An 18,062-nucleotide genomic window follows, 5' to 3' on the forward strand; every position below is an offset into this window, starting at 1 on the left:
TAATGATGAAAGTGACGTATCCATTAATTAAGCGTGCTAATTTGTTCACTTTGTTATCTTGGATACTCTTATTCTTCACATCATTGCTGTTTACCTTAAATGCCCAAGCTGCAAGTTTAGCAATTGTTATTGATGATGTTGGTTATCGTGTTAACGAAGAAAATAAAATATTACAAATGCCCGTTGAGGTTTCTATCGCGATACTGCCCAACTCGCCACACGGCAGGATGATGGCAGAAAAGGCATATCAGCAAGGGCGGGAAATTTTGATCCACCTGCCGATGGCTCCGCTAAGCAAGCAACCGTTGGAAAAGAATACGTTGCATCTGGCCATGAGCCGGGAAGAGATCGGTCATATTATCCAAGATGCGATACAAAAAGTCCCTCACGCCGTCGGTATGAATAATCATATGGGCAGCGCAATGACTTCAAATCTCAATAGCATGGTAAAAGTGATGCAAGTGTTATCCCTGCATCACCTCTACTTTCTGGATAGTGTGACGATTGGCAATACGCAAGCCACTAAGGCCGCGCTGGGAACCCCCGTCCCCGTGATCCGCCGAAATATCTTTTTGGATAATGTTCAGACAGAATCCGAAACCCGGCATCAGCTCAACCGTGCAATCGCCCTTGCCCGCAAGCAAGGTTATGCCATAGCGATAGGGCATCCCCATCCATCAACCGTGCGTGTCCTACAACAAACTCTTTCTACATTACCCAATGATATTGAACTGGTAACTCCCAGTATGTTACTCAGCCCCGTACCAACAAACAAAAGTGATCTCCAGACTGTCCGCAAATGCAAAAAGCCTCATAAATCAGAATCTGTACCTGAAGCTCAGTTGGATTATTTCAAGATGATAGGAAGGACATTAGTGAACAATGCCATTGTGGATGCCTTAAGCCAGCACATTCAAAATATATTGGGCAAATCCGCCAAACAAACAGAACCAAACTCTTTAGATGGGACAATCGTTAATCAAGCGACAGTCAACAAAACGGCGGGAAAAATAAAATCGCAGCAAAAAAGTACCCAAAAAGGCGCCCATAAAATCACGGACGCCTGTTCTAACCCTTAGCTATTCTTTAACTATGTTCTAGCGAATTAATTTATTAAATAGTTAATTAATCAAATAGCTAATTAGTCCCAATTAAGGATAACTTTACCTGATTTCCCTGATCGCATGATATCAAAGCCTTCTTGGTAATCATCGACCGAGAATTGGTGAGTAATAATTGGAGATAAATCTAAACCAGATTGAATCAAAGCCGCCATTTTGTACCACGTTTCGAACATTTCACGCCCGTAGATACCTTTTATAAACAATCCCTTAAAGATAACTTGGTTCCAATCTATCGCCATATCTGACGGAGGAATACCCAATAGAGCAACGCGGCCACCGTGATTCATGGTATCTAGCAAAGTACGAAACGCAGGTGGCGCTCCAGACATTTCCAGACCTACATCAAAGCCTTCTGTCATGCCCAACTCTGCCATGACGTCAGTCAATTTTTCTTTACTGACATTCACTGCACGGGTAACACCCATTTTACGAGCCAGTTCAAGGCGATATTCATTCACATCCGTAATCACGACATGACGTGCGCCAACGTGCTTACATACCGCTGCAGCCATGATACCGATAGGGCCAGCACCAGATACCAGTACATCTTCCCCCACCAGATCAAAAGAGAGCACCGTGTGAACCGCATTGCCGAATGGATCGAAAATCGCGGCCAGTTCATCAGGAATATTGTCTGGAATTTTAAAAGCATTAAATGCTGGAATAACCAGGTATTCAGCGAATGCCCCCGCACGATTCACACCAACACCAGTCGTATTACGGCATAAATGAGTACGTCCAGCACGACAGTTACGGCAGTGACCACAGGTGATATGACCTTCACCTGACACGCGATCACCTATTTTAAACCCTTTGACTTCCTGACCAATTTCAACGATTTCACCGACATATTCATGTCCTACCACCATTGGAACTGGGATCGTTTTCTGAGACCAATCATCCCAATTATAGATATGAACATCCGTACCACAGATAGCAGTTTTACGGATTTTAATCATTACATCATTATGCCCAAGTTCCGGCTCAGGCACATCAGTCATCCAAATTCCTTCTTCTGACTTTAATTTCGATAATGCTTTCATAGTGATACCTTACGCAATGACCTTCAATTCCTTACCGATACGTGTAAACGCAGCCACTGCACGTTCAATTTGTTCTTCCGTATGAGCAGCCGAGATCTGAGTTCTGATACGCGCCTGCTCTTTAGGAACAACCGGATAGAAAAACCCAATCACATAGATGCCTTCTTTTAACAATTCAGACGCGAATTGTTGTGCCAATTTAGCATCACCCAACATAACAGGAATAATGGCATGATCGGCACCTGCTAAGGTGAAACCTGCAGCAGTCATTTTTTCACGGAATAAATTCGCATTTCTCCAGAGACGATCACGCAATTCATCTCCATTTTTCAGCATATCCAACACCTTAATAGATGCCGCAACAATCGAAGGAGCCAGTGAATTGGAGAACAGATAAGGACGTGAACGCTGGCGCAACCACTCAACAACTTCTTTGCGTGCAGCGGTATACCCCCCTGAAGCGCCACCCAGAGCTTTACCTAATGTGCCAGTGATAATATCGACACGCCCCATGACATCACAATATTCATGGGTACCACGACCCTGTTTGCCGACAAAGCCAACCGCGTGAGAGTCATCAACCATGACCAGCGCCCCGAACTCATCCGCCAGATCGCAGATGGATTTCAAGTCAGCAATCACGCCGTCCATTGAAAATACGCCATCCGTTGCGATAAGAATATTTTGTGCACCTTCGGTTTTCGCCTTCTCCAACTGCGTTCTTAATTCCTGCATATCATTATTGGCATAACGGTAACGCTTTGCTTTACACAAACGAATGCCATCAATGATGGAAGCATGGTTCAAGGCATCAGAAATAATCGCATCTTCTGAACCAAACAGCGTTTCAAACAGGCCACCATTTGCGTCGTAGCATGAAGAGTACAGAATGGTATCTTCCATACCCAAAAATTCAGCTATCTTATTTTCTAATTCTTTATGGGAGTCTTGTGTGCCACAAATAAAGCGAACAGAGGCCATACCAAAACCGTGGCTATCCATTCCTGCTTTTGCAGCAGCGATCAGGTCAGGGTGATTAGCCAAACCTAAGTAGTTATTGGCACAAAAATTAATGACATTGCTACCATCAGAAACAGCGATATCGGCATTCTGGGCAGAAGTGATGATACGCTCATTTTTAAACAGCCCTTCCGCATGGGCTTGTTCCAACTGCTCATTAATTTTTTGATAAAACGACGCTGACATTTTTCTCTCCTGAGTACCGAAATAAGTGAAAGGCGAAGTATATTTTACTGATAGATCCTGCTAGTGACGATACAGCGGGAAAGATAATATCAACTTTGTAAAGCGGATCACGACTCAGAGCCTATCATGTGACAAAATTTCAGGATATTCGCCTGTTTAAGCTGCTGTCGTCAGTAGGGTTAAGTGCTATTATACGCAGCAAAGATATACCCAGACGAAGGGTATATAAAGTGAACTGACTATTTAGAGGTGAGCCAAATGATTATTGTCACTGGCGGCGCAGGGTTTATTGGCAGCAATATTGTTAAGGCACTGAATGACGGGGGTTATACAGATATCCTGGTTGTTGATAACCTGAAAGATGGCACAAAATTCGCCAACTTGGTTGATTTGGATATCACCGATTACATGGATAAGGAAGATTTCATTGCCAGTATCGTTGCCGGTGATGATTTAGGTGACATTGATGCCATTTTCCATGAAGGTGCTTGCTCATCGACCACGGAATGGGATGGTAAGTATATGATGGACAATAATTACCAATACTCAAAAGATGTTCTGCATTATTGTCTTGAGCGCCAAATCCCGTTCCTTTACGCCTCTTCTGCTGCAACTTATGGTGGCCGGAGTGATAACTTCATTGAAGAGCGTCAATACGAAAAACCTCTCAATATTTATGGTTACTCCAAGTTTCTTTTTGACCAATATGTCCGCGATATTTTTCCTCATGCGGATTCCCAAATTTGTGGTTTCCGCTATTTTAATGTGTATGGGCCGCGAGAAGGGCATAAAGGCAGCATGGCGAGTGTCGCCTATCATTTAAACAATCAGATTGTTCAAGGGCAGAATCCAAAACTGTTTGCAGGCAGTGAAAATTTCCGCCGCGACTTTATTTATGTTGGTGATGTTGCCACTGTAAACCTGTGGTTTTGGAAAAACAGTGTTTCTGGCATCTTTAACTGTGGAACAGGCCACGCCGAATCTTTCCAAGCTGTTGCTGATGCTGTTACCGAGTTTCATAAAGCAAAATCCCCAGCCGTGGAGTACATCGAGTTCCCAGAAAAACTCAAAGGTCGCTATCAAAGTTTTACTCAGGCTGACCTGACAAAACTTCGTGCGGCAGGTTATAACAAGCCTTTTAAAACCGTTGCTGAAGGTGTCACTGAATATATGCAATGGCTCAATCAGGATAATTAATCGACTTCTATGAAGATATTGGTGATCGGCCCATCATGGGTGGGCGACATGATGATGTCACAAAGCCTCTATCGTACTTTGAAGGCTTTGTATCCCAATGCAGAAATTGATGTGATGGCACCAGAATGGTGCCGTCCATTATTGGCAAAAATGCCAGAGGTAAATCAAGCGCTGGCGATGCCATTAGGACATGGAGCCCTTGCACTTGGCGAACGTCGTCGACTCGGCCTTGCGCTGCGTGAGAATAAATACGATCGCGCTTATGTGCTACCCAATTCATTCAAATCTGCACTGGTGCCTTTCTTCGCCAATATCCCTATACGCACAGGTTGGCGCGGTGAAATGCGCTACGGGCTGCTGAATGATATCCGAGTATTGAATAAAAGTGCTTTTCCACTCATGGTTCAGCGCTATGTTGCTCTCGCTTATGATGCAAAGAACGTATCCAGTGCTGACGACCTGCCACAACCACTGTTATGGCCGCAGCTAACCGTCAATGACGCTGATATTGCAGAATCAACCTCCGCATTCAACATTGCCGATCATCGCCCGATTATTGGCTTCTGCCCCGGAGCCGAGTTTGGCCCAGCCAAACGCTGGCCACATTATCACTATGCCTCCCTTGCCGATCAGTTAATCACTCAAAAAAACTATCAAATTTTGCTGTTTGGCTCGGCCAAAGATCATGAAGCCGGTGAAGATATCCGTACACTTTTAAGCCCAGATGCCCGCGAAAATTGCCTCAATCTGGCAGGGAAAACTTCGCTTGAGCAGGCAATCAATATCATCGCAGCCTGTGATGCCATCGTCACAAACGATTCTGGTCTGATGCATGTCGCGGCAGCGTTGAACCGTCCTCTGGTGGCATTATATGGCCCGAGTAGCCCAGACTTTACACCGCCACTATCAAATAAGGCCGAAATGATCCGCTTGATTACCGGATACCATAAGATCAGGAAAGGTGACAGCGAGGGCGGTTACCACCAGAGTTTAATTGATATCCAGCCAGAACAGGTTTTGGCCTCACTGGAGAAACTGTTAGAGGCGGAGAGCCAAAATTAATGCGTGTTTTACTGGTAAAAACGTCTTCGATGGGCGATGTGTTACATACTCTTCCGGCTTTAACAGATGCAAAACAGCATTTTCCTGACATTCAATTTGATTGGGTAGTGGAAGAAGGTTTTGCACAAATACCCACCTGGCACAGTGCTGTCGAAAATGTTATTCCCGTTGCTATTCGTCGCTGGCGGAAAAATTGGTTCAGAAAAGATATTCGTGCAGAACGTGCACAATTTCGGCAACAATTGCAGCAACATCAATATGACGCCGTCATTGATGCTCAAGGGTTGTTAAAAAGTGCATTTTTGGTGACTCGGTTGGCACATGGCCCAAGTCATGGATATGACAGAAAAAGCATCCGCGAGCCGCTTGCAAGTTTTTTCTACAATCATTGGCATACAGTGAGCAAGCAACAACATGCAGTGGAACGGATCCGTGAACTCTTTGCGGATAGCTTGGGTTATCAAAAACCGACAGAATCCGGTGATTACGCCATCGCCTGCCATTTTCTGAATCAGCGAATTGAAAACCAAGATAACTATCTCGTTTTCCTGCACGCAACCACACGTGATGAAAAACATTGGCCAGAAAGCTATTGGCGACAGCTGATCACAGACATCCAGCCAACCGGCTTACGCATTAAACTACCTTGGGGTGCAGAACATGAATATCAGCGAGCGTTGCGGCTGACAGAAGGCTTTCCTCATGTTGAAGTTCTGCCTAAACTGACACTGGCTGAAGTTGCACAAGTTCTCGCGGGGGCAAAAGCAGTGGTTTCTGTCGATACGGGCTTAAGCCATCTTACGGCTGCGCTTGATCGACCGAATATTACTCTGTTTGGCCCGACTGATCCGGGATTGATTGGTGGATATGGAAAAGAGCAGCACTCCTTGAAGTCGACGGATAATACTATGAAAAATATAGCCCCATCGGAAGTTATGCTACTCTTGCAGGATATATTAAAAAAGCACTTTTCCTAGTGGTAATGTTTCACACCAACGATTTTTATATTCAAACGTAGGATTACCCAACGAGTAACGCATGGATTTGTCACCTTGCTGACACAGTGCTTTTGCTTCTTGGGTATTCACCCACATTAATATGCTCCCAACACTGAGATACGCATATTCGGGATCATAACCACCATTAATGGCATCAAACGAAATCCATTTTGGACTCTCCGCCCACAAAACAAAATCGTAAGCACAAGGTTTCCTATTGATTAATAACACATTACCAAATATATGCTCACGCAGATCTGTATATATTTCAAGCAAATGCTGTTTTTGTTTTTCAGAATGGCTGTAATTCCAACGTTTCTGATACAAATCAATATAGATATTCACTAATTCTTCTGCACTGAACTCACTTGATGGACGGATCTCCCCTCCAGCCCGCTTAAATTTATTGATCTCATTACTACGATTGCGCCGGGTTTTATAAGAGAAACTATCTTTGATCAGGCAGATTTTGCGTTTACTTAATCGGGAATTATAACTAGTATTAATAAAGTTATTTTTATGGATTGGAGATAGTCTCTTTGATTTTATTGGTAAAAATAACTTAGCATCAGTTGCGATAGGGAAAATGATTTCATCACAAGGTAGTGAGTATATGTCTGAGATTTTCTCTACTAATTTTTGGTTTTTGATTAAAAAACAAGCTCCCTTGATAGAATTTCCTTTCTCTTTAACATAAAAGGAAAGTTGAACATCTTCAATATGATTATTCAAAAAAGAAACAACATTGGGATGTGTTAGGATACCACCACCAAAAAGAGCATAAGCTTCTTTATATCGTTCAATATCACACTCTTTCCATCCTGAAAAAATTTTTTTTATTTTTATCATTATTAATCCCATCAAATTGCCCCCCATTCAAACTAAAATGATAAATTCTATACTCAAAGTTTATTTTTCACAAAAATAACCCAGACAGGTAAATCATTTTCAACAAAACACAAAAATAATTAACATTAAGTCTGGCTATAAAAAATTAACACTATAGTATCTTTCAAAAGATCATTATTAAATATATCAATTATTTTTACATACAATAATTACAATTGATATATTTATTTATAGTGAAAATTTATTTAATAAAACACTATGATATAGAGTTATATTTTATTTTTTTAAACGAATTAATTGCACTGCATATTGATAAATTATAAACCATAATTCCATTTTTTTTAGCCAAATATTGAGATAATTCAAAACAAGGAATTATTATGTCATTTAAATTACTATCCAGCTCAGTACTGAGAGTATCATCTTGACTTTCATAAAATCTTGGTTTATCAAAATTATTCATATCTAATCCAGCAAAATATATTTCTTTATAATTCAAAAAAAATGCTATTTGTAAAGCGGTATATGCTACTGTACACCCATCATAAAACCCTTTATTTAAGTTAAGTGAAAAAGCAAAATTATTTTTTATAATTAACTCTTTGCTTTTTATATCAAACAGTTTTTTCTTCTTTTTATAGACTGGTTGGTCAATATGTTCAATAATTACCATCTTACAATTTATTAAAACAGAAGAATTTTCAATTAATATTTCATTCAAACAGTCCATTGTTGTTAATAATGTTAATGAGTTATCATTTAAAATATCTAACACAATAGCAAATCGATTGATAATAAATGTTCTATCAATAATCACATGATATTTGAATTTTATAAACCCCGATAACTTATACGCACCATTAACCCCTAATATATCAAACAGTTTACTATCAAAAAAAACAGGATCTATGTCTAGCACAGATGGGCCTGAAGCAATTATTATTAATGGTTTGTCTAACGAAAATTCAAAATCCTCAATATCAATATGTCTTTTATTGAAAAAGACAGAGTCTATCTTTCCATTTTCGTTTCTTGTTATTTTTATATGTGGCCAGAAATTCATGTTATGTTTCATTTCATGATTACATATATTTCTATATAGCGTTTTAGTTATTTTATACTTCCAATCAACCATAAATTTAGAATAAATTTTATTTATCAAAAGCATTCTTAAACCCACTATCAGAAAAATTAATCACCTTTATAGCAATACTATATCTAATTTCCATATCCTATAAATTATATCAAAATCCCTAGTTTTTTATAATTTCCATTGATAATACTCACTCAACATCATCCCCTGCACCAATGGCTTCAAAAACTCAAACAACCCTTCTAAATCCTGATAAAGGTGTTCAATCTGCTCTTCATTCTTAAACACAGGGCTTCCACCTGGCATAAATTCTGATGAATGAAGCATAAACTCAACATAATCACTACCGCCTGCTAAGGTTTGTTGGACTACACTTTTCATTTGCTCCAAATTACCACCTTTTGGACGCAACCAATTAACCGACGGCGAACGTTGCTTGCCTCTCAAACGATCATACTGCTGCTTAACGAAATTCATAACTGGTGAATGTTTATACTGAATGCTCATTGGCACTTGCAGTAACGGAGAATCACCTTCTTTAGAGATATCCTGTAAATCCATAAAGTAAGCGTGAGCTGGAAAACGGCTGTAATCCGTTCCACCATTTCCATTAGGGTCACCCTTAGTAAAACTCCAATTAACTTTTGGAGTAACAGAACAATCTACCTGATAACCATATTCAACCAATAACTGGGCATAATATTCGTTAAATGCCCAACGACCAGCCCGATGACTCAGCATCTTTGTCTGAAACTTGTCTTCAAGAAGATTTGTCATCAAATCAACTTTTGCTTTGATTTGATCTTTCGGGTACTCAATCAAATAGGGCTTATAGTGCATGTCATCATCAGTCAGAGACACAATAGGAGGATTATTCCAAGCATGCAGGTGCATACCAATTTCACCTGTGTTCCTGGCAATAACATCTTTAGCGAATTCAATATAACTATCATCCATCGCCATTTCATAGTTGGTTAGCCAAACAGGTTTAAATCCAAAACGCTCACAAAGATCCTGAAATCTTGGTAAGTAACCCGTATTTTTTGTTGAGATCTGCTCTCGATTTTGCCATAGATCATCACCTTCAGTGTCGATCGTGATAATAAAAGCAGGTAAAGGCATCAATATACACCAAAATATGATAATAATAGTTACCACAATAGTACGCATAGCGACTACATAGCGCAATTCGAGAATCAAAAAATCCCTGATTACTGTATAAACTGAGTATACCTATTTTATTAGTACGCCTGAAATATGGCTAGGCTGTGATTCTTTCATTAAAACCACCATATCAGATTGATATTCTATAGAACTCGACACATGACAAAAAAAACCAATGAAATCAAACATATTTTGGTGATTAAATTACAGCATCATGGTGACACATTACTGATCACTCCCGTTATCAGTACGTTAAGGTATCACTACCCAGATGCAAAAATTGATGTCCTTCTTTATCAAGAAACCTCCCCCATGCTGGAAAATTCACCAGAAATTTCCAACATTTTTCTCATAGACCGACAGTGGAAAAAATTAGGAATAAAAGAACATTTATTACATGAGTGGAATTTGTTAAAAACATTACGACAACAACGCTATGATTTGGCCATCAATCTCGCTGACCAATGGCGCAGTGCCTTTATTACTCGTTTTACAGGTGCTCCAATCCGCCTCGCACTAGATTATCCTAAACGCCAAAACTGGAAGTGGCGTTTATGCCACACTAACATTACATCTACAGATAACCATGATTCTTTGCATACAGTAGAACAAAACCTTTCTATTCTTAAACCATTGCAACTAACGTCGCTCATAACTAAAGTGACAATGAACTATAGTGATAAGGATTTACTGTGGATAAAAGAAACACTTGCCGAATACACATGCTTCGACCGATACATTGTGATCCAACCTACATCTCGATGGTTTTTTAAATGTTGGAATGAAAAGAAAATGGCGGAAGTGATTACGACGCTACAGAAAAACAAATACCGAATTATCATAACTTCTGGGCCAGATAAGCGTGAACTCGAAATGGTCGATACTATCCTGTCATACTGCCCTGACCAAAAGAGTATCCTATCTCTTGCCGGACAATTAACTTTACCCAAATTAGCGGCTTTAATTGACCATGCAAAATTATTCATTGGTGTAGATTCAGTCCCAATGCACATGGCTGCTGCGTTAAAAACACCTTGTATAGCGTTATTCGGCCCATCCAAACTCACATTCTGGAAACCTTGGGAACCTATTGGTGAGGTGATCTGGGCGGGTGATTATGGCAGAATCCCATATCCAGACGATATCAAAACTCATACAGATGAACGTTATTTAGATCTGATCCCAGTAAGTGCAGTTATTTCAGCAGCCAGGAAATATATTTCATGAAACCACTACGTTTAGCTATTGTTCGCCAAAAATACCGCCTAGATGGAGGGGCAGAACGTTTCATTTCGAGAGCGCTGGAAGCTCTGGATCAGCAACAACTTGAGCTGAACGTGATTACACGATCTTGGCAGGGAGAAAGTAATACTAATTGGCATATCCACCTATGTAATCCGATTAAGTATGGAAGAATCAGTCGAGAAAGTGGTTTTGCAAAATCTGCACGCCATTTATGGCAAAAAGAACAATTTGATTTGGTCCAAAGCCACGAAAGAATCGCTGGCTGTGATATTTATAGAGCCGGAGATGGCGTTCATATAAGCTGGTTACATCAACGTGCCCGTATTTTATCAAATTGGAAAGCTAAGTGGCTATTCAATGATCGTTACCATCGTTATGTAATGAAAGCAGAGAAAGAAATGTATTCGGATCCTGCTTTAAAGCAAGTTATCTGTAACGCAGAAATGGTAAAAAAGGAAATCATTGAACAGTTTGGGGTTTCTGAAAATAAAATATCCGTTATATACAATGCCATTGATAGCAATAAATTTTTTCCTGCTGATGAGCAAACTCGCTTAGCATGGCGAAAGCAATATGAAGTTCCCCCAACAGTAAAATGTCTGATTTATGTAGGATCTGGTTTTGAACGAAAAGGCTTATCCGCTGCCATCAAAACTGTTGCAAGAACAGGGGATCATTTATTAGTCGTCGGTAAGGATAAAGAACAGAAAAAATATCAAGATATTGCGGATTCTTTAGGGTGTCGTCATCGTATCCATTTCATGGGATTACAAAAAAATACATTACCTTTTTATCAAATGTCTGATGCTTTGTTACTACCAACACTATACGATCCATTTCCTAACGTGGTTCTTGAAGCTATGGCGTGTGGCTTACCCGTAATTACGAGTACAACATGCGGAGGCGCAGAATTCATCACCGAAGGAAAAAATGGTTTCGTCTGTGATGCGCTAGACCTCAGAAAATTAGAGGAGGCAACATATAGCATCCCTGATAATATATCAGATACAAACATGTCTATCGCAGCAAGAAATCAAATAATGACAGCAACCCCTGAAAACTTATCTAAACAATTAATCCAGCTTTATCAACGGGTCTTAGCATAGTGAATGATCATATCCTTTTTATTATTGATGGGTTACCCGGCGGGGGAGCTGAAAATGTCACTCTTCGCCTTGCTACTGGTTTGCACCAATCGGGTTATCAGATTTCATTGCTTTCATTGAATACCCAATTGTCTTATACCATACCAGAAGGTATTCATTACATTGTTAGCCCTGATAATTACCAAGGTCCATTAAGAAAAATTAATGAAATCAGGCGCCGTACTAAAGCTATGGATAACGTTTTATCAACGCTTTTCCAACAAAAAGGCAAGCCTGTTCTTGTTCTTTCTAATCTTCATAAGACTGATCGTATAGTCGTTAAATCCACAGCATTGAGAGATAGCAATGTATGGCATTGTATTCACGGAATATATTCTCAGTCATACCTAAGCAATAAAAGTGGACTTTTTCATTGGATAAAAAAAGAAAAGATAAAAAATGTTTATAAAAACAGACAAATTATCTGTGTTTCTAACGCGGTTAGCCATGACCTGATTACGAATATTTCGATACAACCTAAACAGATTAAAACTATCTATAACCCATTCAATTTTGATGAACTAAAAAGCAAATCATCACAAGCCAATCCTTATCATGGCCTAAATTACTTTCTACATATCGGGCGTTTCCATGAAGTCAAACGCCAAGACAGGCTGATTGATGCCTTAGCAAAAGCAAATCTACCATGCAAACTCATTATTGTTGGTCAAGGTAACAAGGAAATCGAAAACAAGCTTAAATTGCAAATCAGTAATCTTGGCCTAAACAATGAGGTCATTTTGGCCGGGTTTCACTCAAATCCACTGCCTATTATTCGTGACGCCAGAGCTGTCATTATCAGTTCCGACAGTGAAGGACTGCCGACAGTGTTAATCGAATCATTGATTTGTCATACACCTATCGTTAGCACTGATTGCCCTGGTGGGGTAAGAGAAATAATGACAGGCAATCTCAAAAACTATCTGGCTGAACTAACAATTGATGCTTTAGCGGAAAAAATGCAACTTGTTTATGATAATCCGCCTCTCATCACCGATGAGATGTATGAAAAATTTGAGTCAAACAATATACAGAAACAATATATTGAATTAATAGAAAAATAGCGCATGGCTCCTAGTCAGGAGATTCAAGAGAACTGCATTTTACACACTTTCTTCAAGCCAATGTGGTACTATAGCCACAGTCTATGTCAGTGAATTTGATAGAATGTTGCTTCGCTTATATCAGGTACTTCTCTACCTTATCCAACCTATTATATGGTTACGCCTACTATTGCGCAGCCGTCAATCTCCTGCGTATCGCAAACGCTGGGGCGAACGCTATGGCTTTTGTGCCAAAAAAGTAGCCTCTGGTGGGATTCTACTTCATTCCGTGTCTGTCGGAGAGACATTGACAGCCATTCCGTTAGTGCGGATCTTGCGGCATCAGTATCCTCATTTACCCATTACTATAACCACGATGACACCGACTGGCTCTGAAAGAGTCCTCTCTGCGTTGGGTGCTGATGTTAACCATGTATACCTTCCCTACGACTTGCCAGGTTCAATGAACCGATTCCTTGATCACGTCAATCCAAAACTCGTGATCATAATGGAAACCGAACTGTGGCCAAATCTGATCACTCAATTGCATCAACGCGAAATCCCGCTGGTCATTGCCAACGCTAGATTATCGGCTCGCTCTGCCGCGGGATATCAGAAAATCAGCAGTTTCATCAAAATCGTTTTAAATAAGATCACATTGATTGCCGCACAAAATCAGGAAGATGGTGAACGGTTTATCGAATTGGGATTAAGACGTTCTCAGCTTGCTGTGACGGGTAGCCTTAAATTCGATATTTCCGTTACACCAGAATTGGCGGCAAGAGCAATAACCTTGCGCCGCCAATGGGCACCTCATCGCCCTGTTTGGATCGCAACCAGCACCCATGATGGTGAAGAAAGCGTTATTCTAGATACACATTGCAAGCTGCTTAAACAATTTCCTGATCTCTTGTTAATTCTGGTCCCCCGTCATCCTGAGCGTTTCGGCAAGGCCCTAGAACTAACACAAAAAGCGGGGCTAAACGCGATATTACGAAGTACTGATACGATCCCAAGCGCTAATGTACAAGTAGTTATTGGAGATACTATGGGTGAATTGATGCTCCTGTACGGTATTGCTGACATGGCGTTTGTCGGGGGAAGCCTGATAGAACGCGGTGGACATAACCCATTGGAAGCGGCAGCACACGCTATTCCCGTTATTATGGGTCCGCATACATTCAATTTTAAGGATATCTGTGCCAAGCTGGATAAAGCTGATGGGTTGATTACTGTCACCGATAGCCAATCATTAAGTTCAGCAATCAGCAGCCTGCTGACAGACGAAGACTACCGCCGCTATTACGGTCACCATGCCGCAGAAGTTCTGCACGAAAATCAAGGTGCCCTTCAGCGCTTGCTAAAATTACTGGAACCTTATCTCCCCCCACGGAGCCATTAATGAGTGAGAAGAAACGCCTATCCGTTGTGATGATTGCCAAAAATTCTGCGGACTTGATTGCAGATTGCTTGCAATCCGTCAGTTGGGCTGATGAAATCATCGTCTTGGATTCCGGCAGTACAGATGCAACCTGCCGCATAGCCAATGAAATGGGCGCAAAAGTCTACACGAATACACAGTGGCCGGGTTTCGGTCGTCAACGGCAGCTCGCACAATCCTATGCCAGTGGCGATTACGTTTTCATGATTGATACGGACGAGCGTGTCACACCTGAACTAAAATCCTCAATTGAACACGTCCTTAATAACCCTGACGACAATAAAGTCTATAGCTGTACGCGCCTCAACCTGTTTATGGGACGGTTCATGAAACACAGTGGCTGGTATCCCGATAAAGTCATCCGCCTCTATTGTCGTGAACGTTATCAATACAATGATAATCAGGTTCATGAATCCCTTGATATGCAAGGCGCGTCCATCGTGACACTAAAAGGTGACTTACGTCATTTAACCTGCCGTAATTTGATGGAGTTCCAGCAAAAGCAATTGAATTACGCGAGAGATTGGGCCAAGTATCGCCACGAACAAGGTAAAAAAGCCCATTATTTATCTATCTTCAGTCATACGTTAGGCGCATTTTTCAAAACATGGCTGCTAAGAGCGGGTTTTCTTGATGGCAAGCAAGGGTTGGTGTTAGCGATGGTGAATGCCCAATATACATTCAATAAATATGCTGCGCTTTGGGAGTTGACTCAAATGAAGAGTAAAAAACGATGAAAAGAAAAGCGATCTATCCCGGCACTTTTGACCCTATCACTTATGGTCATCTTGATATCGTGACCCGTGCTGCAAATATGTTTGACCAGGTTTTACTGGCTATCGCCAATAGTGACAGAAAAAATCCCATGTTCAGTTTGGAAGAGCGTGTCTCAATGGCAAAAGCGGTTACTGCTCATCTGGAAAATGTCACTGTGATCGGATTTAGTGAGCTGATGGTCAGTTTTGCCCAAAAACAGCAGGCTAGCATCCTAATACGCGGAGTACGCTCTGTTTCAGATTTTGAATATGAATGCCAACTTGCCAACATGAACCGACATTTTATGCCAGAACTGGAAAGTGTGTTTTTATTACCTTCTCAGGGTATGTCTTTCGTATCATCATCCTTGATCAAAGATGTTGCTCGTCATGACGGAGATATTTCATCATTCGTGTCCGATCCAGTTGTACGGGCCATGCTACAGAAATTAGGCAAGTAATATCAGCACGCAGGGGGCCATTCTTCTCCGCCCCCAAATGCACTTAATGCTGGCACTGACGACAAAAAAATGTACTGCGTTGTCCTAATTTTACACTCTCAATTTTTTCACCGCATATTGAGCAACATTCGCCTTTCTTTCCATAGACAAACAACTCTTGGGCAAAATATCCCGGTTTACCATCAGATTGCAGAAAATCTTTCAGTGTCGTTCCACCTTGTTCGATAGAGCGACGTAAGATCTGTTTGATGGTATCCGCTAATAAATGAGCTTCTTGTTCTGTCAATGAATGCACAGGGCGTTCGGGTAATATATGCGCAACGAATAACGCTTCGTTAGCATAGATATTCCCAACACCAACAACAACTTTGTTATCCATCAACCAAGGTTTAATGGCAGTTTTTTTATTGCGGGAAAGCGTGTAAAGGTATTTACCATCAAACAAGTCAGAAAGTGGCTCAGGACCTAAATGAGCCAGCACAGAGCACTCATCAAGAGTGTCACTCCATAACCATGCACCAAAACGCCGGGGATCGGTATAGCGGAGAATTTTACCATCAGCCATAATCAAATCGACATGATCATGCTTTTCTGGAGGAAGCTCCTCCAACAAGATACGTAAGCTACCAGACATACCCAGATGAATAATAATCCAACCGTCGGCTAGCTCAAGCAGCAAATACTTTGCTCTTCGCTGAACACTAATCACCCGACAATCTGATAATTGCATGATTTTCCCAGAAACAGGCCAACGCAAACGCGAATTTCTGACTTCGGCATATTGGATCACATTCCCCACCAAATGGGGTTCAATACCCCGACGACTGGTTTCCACCTCTGGTAGCTCTGGCATACCGACTCCTTGAATAAATTATCTGCAATAATTGCTTTTCAGCAGATTACAATACCGTTTTAATGTATTATTTGCAGCCAGATTCGGTTGGGATAGTTGAGAAAATAGATTAATCACTATGTTTGATATAAAAAATAGATTTAATATAAGTAACGACAATAAATCATTATGGAACTTATCCATTGTTGGACTATACATTATCCTGGTTTATCTACCTGATATTACTAGATACAAAAATCTTGTTATGATCCTAATATGTATAACTGCACTGTATTATCTGATAAAGGATTTTCGCCAAGTAGTCCATTCACTACGTAATCACCTCTTTTTATCCATTTTACTGTTTGTCTTGACCATATTCTATTCTGTTGGCATCTCCATTGACCCGGCTTTAAGTCTCAAAGAGATGAACAAACCGATTTTAAATGGGCTGCTGCTATTCAGTTTCACCCTTCCGATTGTACTCTACCAAGAAAGCAAACAACATATTGCGAAGATGATCCTAATTGCATTTATTATCGGCATAGTTGTCATTGCGCTGACAGATATTGCGAAATATATCATCAAATACCATGCAATCGGTGAAATGCCATTTACAAATTACAATCATCGTGAATTTTCCTACGGATTTATTTTCTATTTCCCAGTAATACTATGCAGTTGGGCGTTATGGAAAAAACACTCTCTGCTTAGCTGGTCACTACTGGTAATTACCTCAGCCATTAGTCTGTTTTTACTGCTTGGAACACTTTCCCGGGGTGCTTGGGTTGCTATTGTAGTAGCTACTGTATTGATCATTTTGATTAACAGAGAGTGGAAACTCACTGTTGCCGCTGCTATATGCTTGGGATTATTAGCCGGGGCCACCCACTGGTCCGCAACATCTAACCCCACCACCCGATTACTGCTCCATAAGCTGACCCAAACAGACAGTAGTTACCGCTATAGTAACGGCACACAAGGTTCTGCTTGGTCGCTAATCATGGAAAATCCTATCAAAGGCTACGGTTTTGGCAATAAAGTTTATCATCAAGTCTATAATAGCCGTGTAGCCGATTACCCTGACTGGACATTTAGGACTTCGATTGGCCCACATAATGTCTTTCTATCATTTTGGTTCTCGGCCGGCATCGTTGGCTTGATAACCACATTATTAATGACATTTTCAGCACTCTTTACTGGCAGCCAAATTATCCGCCAGCATAATGATATCATCCGACAAGCAGGGATTATCCTTCTGGCAGCGTTTATTAGTTTGTTTGTCGTCAGAGGAGCTTTTGAAAATGCTTATATCAATGAAATAGGTATCTTATTTGGCTTGATGATTGCGCTATATAAGAAATAACAAGGCGACCGGAAAGGAAATATACCACCAGCCCATAC

The 18,062-nt window shown here is 40.8% G+C and carries 17 protein-coding genes; 11 read left to right on the forward strand and 6 right to left on the reverse strand.

Features of this window, described 5'->3' with window-relative positions; genetic code table 11:
* Window positions 1–2 precede the first annotated feature (2 nt).
* On the forward strand, window positions 3–1,079 hold the full coding sequence (locus tag Xhom_RS03420; RefSeq protein ID WP_069317399.1) for a divergent polysaccharide deacetylase family protein: 1,077 nt from the start codon (window positions 3–5) through the stop codon (window positions 1,077–1,079).
* A 62-nt stretch (window positions 1,080–1,141) separates the two neighbouring features.
* Here the strand turns inward: Xhom_RS03420 and tdh are convergent, their stop codons facing one another.
* A complete protein-coding gene (tdh, locus tag Xhom_RS03425) occupies window positions 1,142–2,167 on the reverse strand; it encodes an L-threonine 3-dehydrogenase (protein WP_069317400.1) in 1,026 nt (341 codons plus the stop codon).
* Window positions 2,168–2,176: 9 nt separating this feature from the next.
* On the reverse strand, window positions 2,177–3,373 hold the full coding sequence (gene kbl / locus Xhom_RS03430) for a glycine C-acetyltransferase (RefSeq protein ID WP_069317401.1): 1,197 nt from the start codon (window positions 3,371–3,373) through the stop codon (window positions 2,177–2,179).
* Between the two features lie 258 nt (window positions 3,374–3,631).
* Here kbl and rfaD point away from each other — a divergent pair, with 258 nt between their 5' ends.
* From rfaD to rfaC, 3 genes are read left to right on the forward strand one after another with little or no spacing between them, the layout of a single operon-like run.
* On the forward strand, window positions 3,632–4,570 hold the full coding sequence (rfaD, locus tag Xhom_RS03435) for an ADP-glyceromanno-heptose 6-epimerase (RefSeq protein ID WP_069317402.1): 939 nt from the start codon (window positions 3,632–3,634) through the stop codon (window positions 4,568–4,570).
* Window positions 4,571–4,579: 9 nt separating this feature from the next.
* Window positions 4,580–5,632, forward strand: coding sequence for an ADP-heptose--LPS heptosyltransferase RfaF (rfaF, locus tag Xhom_RS03440; RefSeq protein ID WP_069317403.1), 1,053 nt, complete (start codon window positions 4,580–4,582; stop codon window positions 5,630–5,632).
* Window positions 5,632–6,609, forward strand: a complete 978-nt coding sequence (gene rfaC, locus Xhom_RS03445; RefSeq protein ID WP_069317404.1) for a lipopolysaccharide heptosyltransferase RfaC — start codon at window positions 5,632–5,634, stop codon at window positions 6,607–6,609. The genes rfaF and rfaC overlap by 1 nt, the downstream gene beginning before the upstream one ends.
* On the opposite strand, the gene Xhom_RS03450 is transcribed toward rfaC, so the two are convergent.
* The 3 genes from Xhom_RS03450 to Xhom_RS03460 all read right to left on the reverse strand — a co-directional run bounded on the left by Xhom_RS03450 (window position 6,589) and on the right by Xhom_RS03460 (window position 9,694).
* Entirely contained in the window at window positions 6,589–7,479 is an 891-nt protein-coding gene (locus tag Xhom_RS03450) for a GNAT family N-acetyltransferase (protein WP_069317405.1), read from the reverse strand. The two genes, rfaC and Xhom_RS03450, sit on opposite strands and share 21 nt — an antisense overlap.
* Window positions 7,480–7,735: 256 nt before the next feature.
* On the reverse strand, window positions 7,736–8,647 hold the full coding sequence (locus Xhom_RS03455) for a hypothetical protein (RefSeq protein ID WP_084023185.1): 912 nt from the start codon (window positions 8,645–8,647) through the stop codon (window positions 7,736–7,738).
* Window positions 8,648–8,740: 93 nt separating this feature from the next.
* Entirely contained in the window at window positions 8,741–9,694 is a 954-nt protein-coding gene (locus Xhom_RS03460; protein WP_069317406.1) for a polysaccharide deacetylase family protein, read from the reverse strand.
* Between the two features lie 201 nt (window positions 9,695–9,895).
* Between Xhom_RS03460 and rfaQ the strand changes: the two genes are divergently transcribed.
* The 6 genes from rfaQ to coaD all read left to right on the forward strand — a co-directional run bounded on the left by rfaQ (window position 9,896) and on the right by coaD (window position 15,826).
* On the forward strand, window positions 9,896–10,963 hold the full coding sequence (gene rfaQ / locus Xhom_RS03465) for a putative lipopolysaccharide heptosyltransferase III (RefSeq protein ID WP_069317407.1): 1,068 nt from the start codon (window positions 9,896–9,898) through the stop codon (window positions 10,961–10,963).
* The gene (locus Xhom_RS03470; protein ID WP_069317408.1) at window positions 10,960–12,087 is read left to right on the forward strand and encodes a glycosyltransferase family 4 protein; all 1,128 of its coding nucleotides are present in this window, start codon (window positions 10,960–10,962) and stop codon (window positions 12,085–12,087) included. The genes rfaQ and Xhom_RS03470 overlap by 4 nt, the downstream gene beginning before the upstream one ends.
* Window positions 12,087–13,190 (forward strand): glycosyltransferase, encoded by a 1,104-nt coding sequence (locus tag Xhom_RS03475; protein ID WP_069317409.1) that lies wholly within the window; start codon window positions 12,087–12,089, stop codon window positions 13,188–13,190. The genes Xhom_RS03470 and Xhom_RS03475 overlap by 1 nt, the downstream gene beginning before the upstream one ends.
* Before the next feature lie 103 nt (window positions 13,191–13,293).
* Window positions 13,294–14,571, forward strand: a complete 1,278-nt coding sequence (waaA, locus tag Xhom_RS03480) for a lipid IV(A) 3-deoxy-D-manno-octulosonic acid transferase (protein WP_069317410.1) — start codon at window positions 13,294–13,296, stop codon at window positions 14,569–14,571.
* Window positions 14,571–15,347, forward strand: a complete 777-nt coding sequence (locus Xhom_RS03485) for a glycosyltransferase family 2 protein (protein WP_069317411.1) — start codon at window positions 14,571–14,573, stop codon at window positions 15,345–15,347. The genes waaA and Xhom_RS03485 overlap by 1 nt, the downstream gene beginning before the upstream one ends.
* Window positions 15,344–15,826: a pantetheine-phosphate adenylyltransferase gene (coaD, locus tag Xhom_RS03490; protein WP_069317412.1), complete on the forward strand. Its 483-nt coding sequence runs from the start codon at window positions 15,344–15,346 to the stop codon at window positions 15,824–15,826. The genes Xhom_RS03485 and coaD overlap by 4 nt, the downstream gene beginning before the upstream one ends.
* A gap of 43 nt (window positions 15,827–15,869) precedes the next feature.
* On the opposite strand, the gene mutM is transcribed toward coaD, so the two are convergent.
* A complete protein-coding gene (mutM, locus tag Xhom_RS03495; RefSeq protein WP_069317413.1) occupies window positions 15,870–16,679 on the reverse strand; it encodes a bifunctional DNA-formamidopyrimidine glycosylase/DNA-(apurinic or apyrimidinic site) lyase in 810 nt (269 codons plus the stop codon).
* 118 nt (window positions 16,680–16,797) lie between these two features.
* Between mutM and rfaL the strand changes: the two genes are divergently transcribed.
* On the forward strand, window positions 16,798–18,024 hold the full coding sequence (gene rfaL, locus Xhom_RS03500) for an O-antigen ligase RfaL (RefSeq protein ID WP_069317414.1): 1,227 nt from the start codon (window positions 16,798–16,800) through the stop codon (window positions 18,022–18,024).
* Window positions 18,025–18,062 lie beyond the last annotated feature (38 nt).

Source organism: Xenorhabdus hominickii (assembly GCF_002632725.1).
Taxonomy (GTDB): domain Bacteria; phylum Pseudomonadota; class Gammaproteobacteria; order Enterobacterales; family Enterobacteriaceae; genus Xenorhabdus; species Xenorhabdus hominickii.

Excerpts from the sequence above, each read along its gene's own strand:
- coaD (WP_069317412.1), top strand. The coding sequence starts at position 15,344 with ATGAAAAGAAAAGCGATCTATCCCGGCACTTTTGACCCTATCACTTAT.
- kbl (WP_069317401.1), bottom strand. The coding sequence starts at position 3,373 with ATGTCAGCGTCGTTTTATCAAAAAATTAATGAGCAGTTGGAACAAGCC.
- Xhom_RS03450 (WP_069317405.1), bottom strand. The coding sequence starts at position 7,479 with ATGATAAAAATAAAAAAAATTTTTTCAGGATGGAAAGAGTGTGATATT.
- tdh (WP_069317400.1), bottom strand. The coding sequence starts at position 2,167 with ATGAAAGCATTATCGAAATTAAAGTCAGAAGAAGGAATTTGGATGACT.
- Xhom_RS03470 (WP_069317408.1), top strand. The coding sequence starts at position 10,960 with ATGAAACCACTACGTTTAGCTATTGTTCGCCAAAAATACCGCCTAGAT.
- Xhom_RS03460 (WP_069317406.1), bottom strand. The coding sequence starts at position 9,694 with ATGCCTTTACCTGCTTTTATTATCACGATCGACACTGAAGGTGATGAT.
- waaA (WP_069317410.1), top strand. The coding sequence starts at position 13,294 with ATGTTGCTTCGCTTATATCAGGTACTTCTCTACCTTATCCAACCTATT.
- Xhom_RS03455 (WP_084023185.1), bottom strand. The coding sequence starts at position 8,647 with ATGCTTTTGATAAATAAAATTTATTCTAAATTTATGGTTGATTGGAAG.
- mutM (WP_069317413.1), bottom strand. The coding sequence starts at position 16,679 with ATGCCAGAGCTACCAGAGGTGGAAACCAGTCGTCGGGGTATTGAACCC.
- Xhom_RS03420 (WP_069317399.1), top strand. The coding sequence starts at position 3 with ATGATGAAAGTGACGTATCCATTAATTAAGCGTGCTAATTTGTTCACT.
- rfaL (WP_069317414.1), top strand. The coding sequence starts at position 16,798 with ATGTTTGATATAAAAAATAGATTTAATATAAGTAACGACAATAAATCA.
- rfaD (WP_069317402.1), top strand. The coding sequence starts at position 3,632 with ATGATTATTGTCACTGGCGGCGCAGGGTTTATTGGCAGCAATATTGTT.
- Xhom_RS03485 (WP_069317411.1), top strand. The coding sequence starts at position 14,571 with ATGAGTGAGAAGAAACGCCTATCCGTTGTGATGATTGCCAAAAATTCT.
- rfaC (WP_069317404.1), top strand. The coding sequence starts at position 5,632 with ATGCGTGTTTTACTGGTAAAAACGTCTTCGATGGGCGATGTGTTACAT.
- rfaF (WP_069317403.1), top strand. The coding sequence starts at position 4,580 with ATGAAGATATTGGTGATCGGCCCATCATGGGTGGGCGACATGATGATG.
- rfaQ (WP_069317407.1), top strand. The coding sequence starts at position 9,896 with ATGACAAAAAAAACCAATGAAATCAAACATATTTTGGTGATTAAATTA.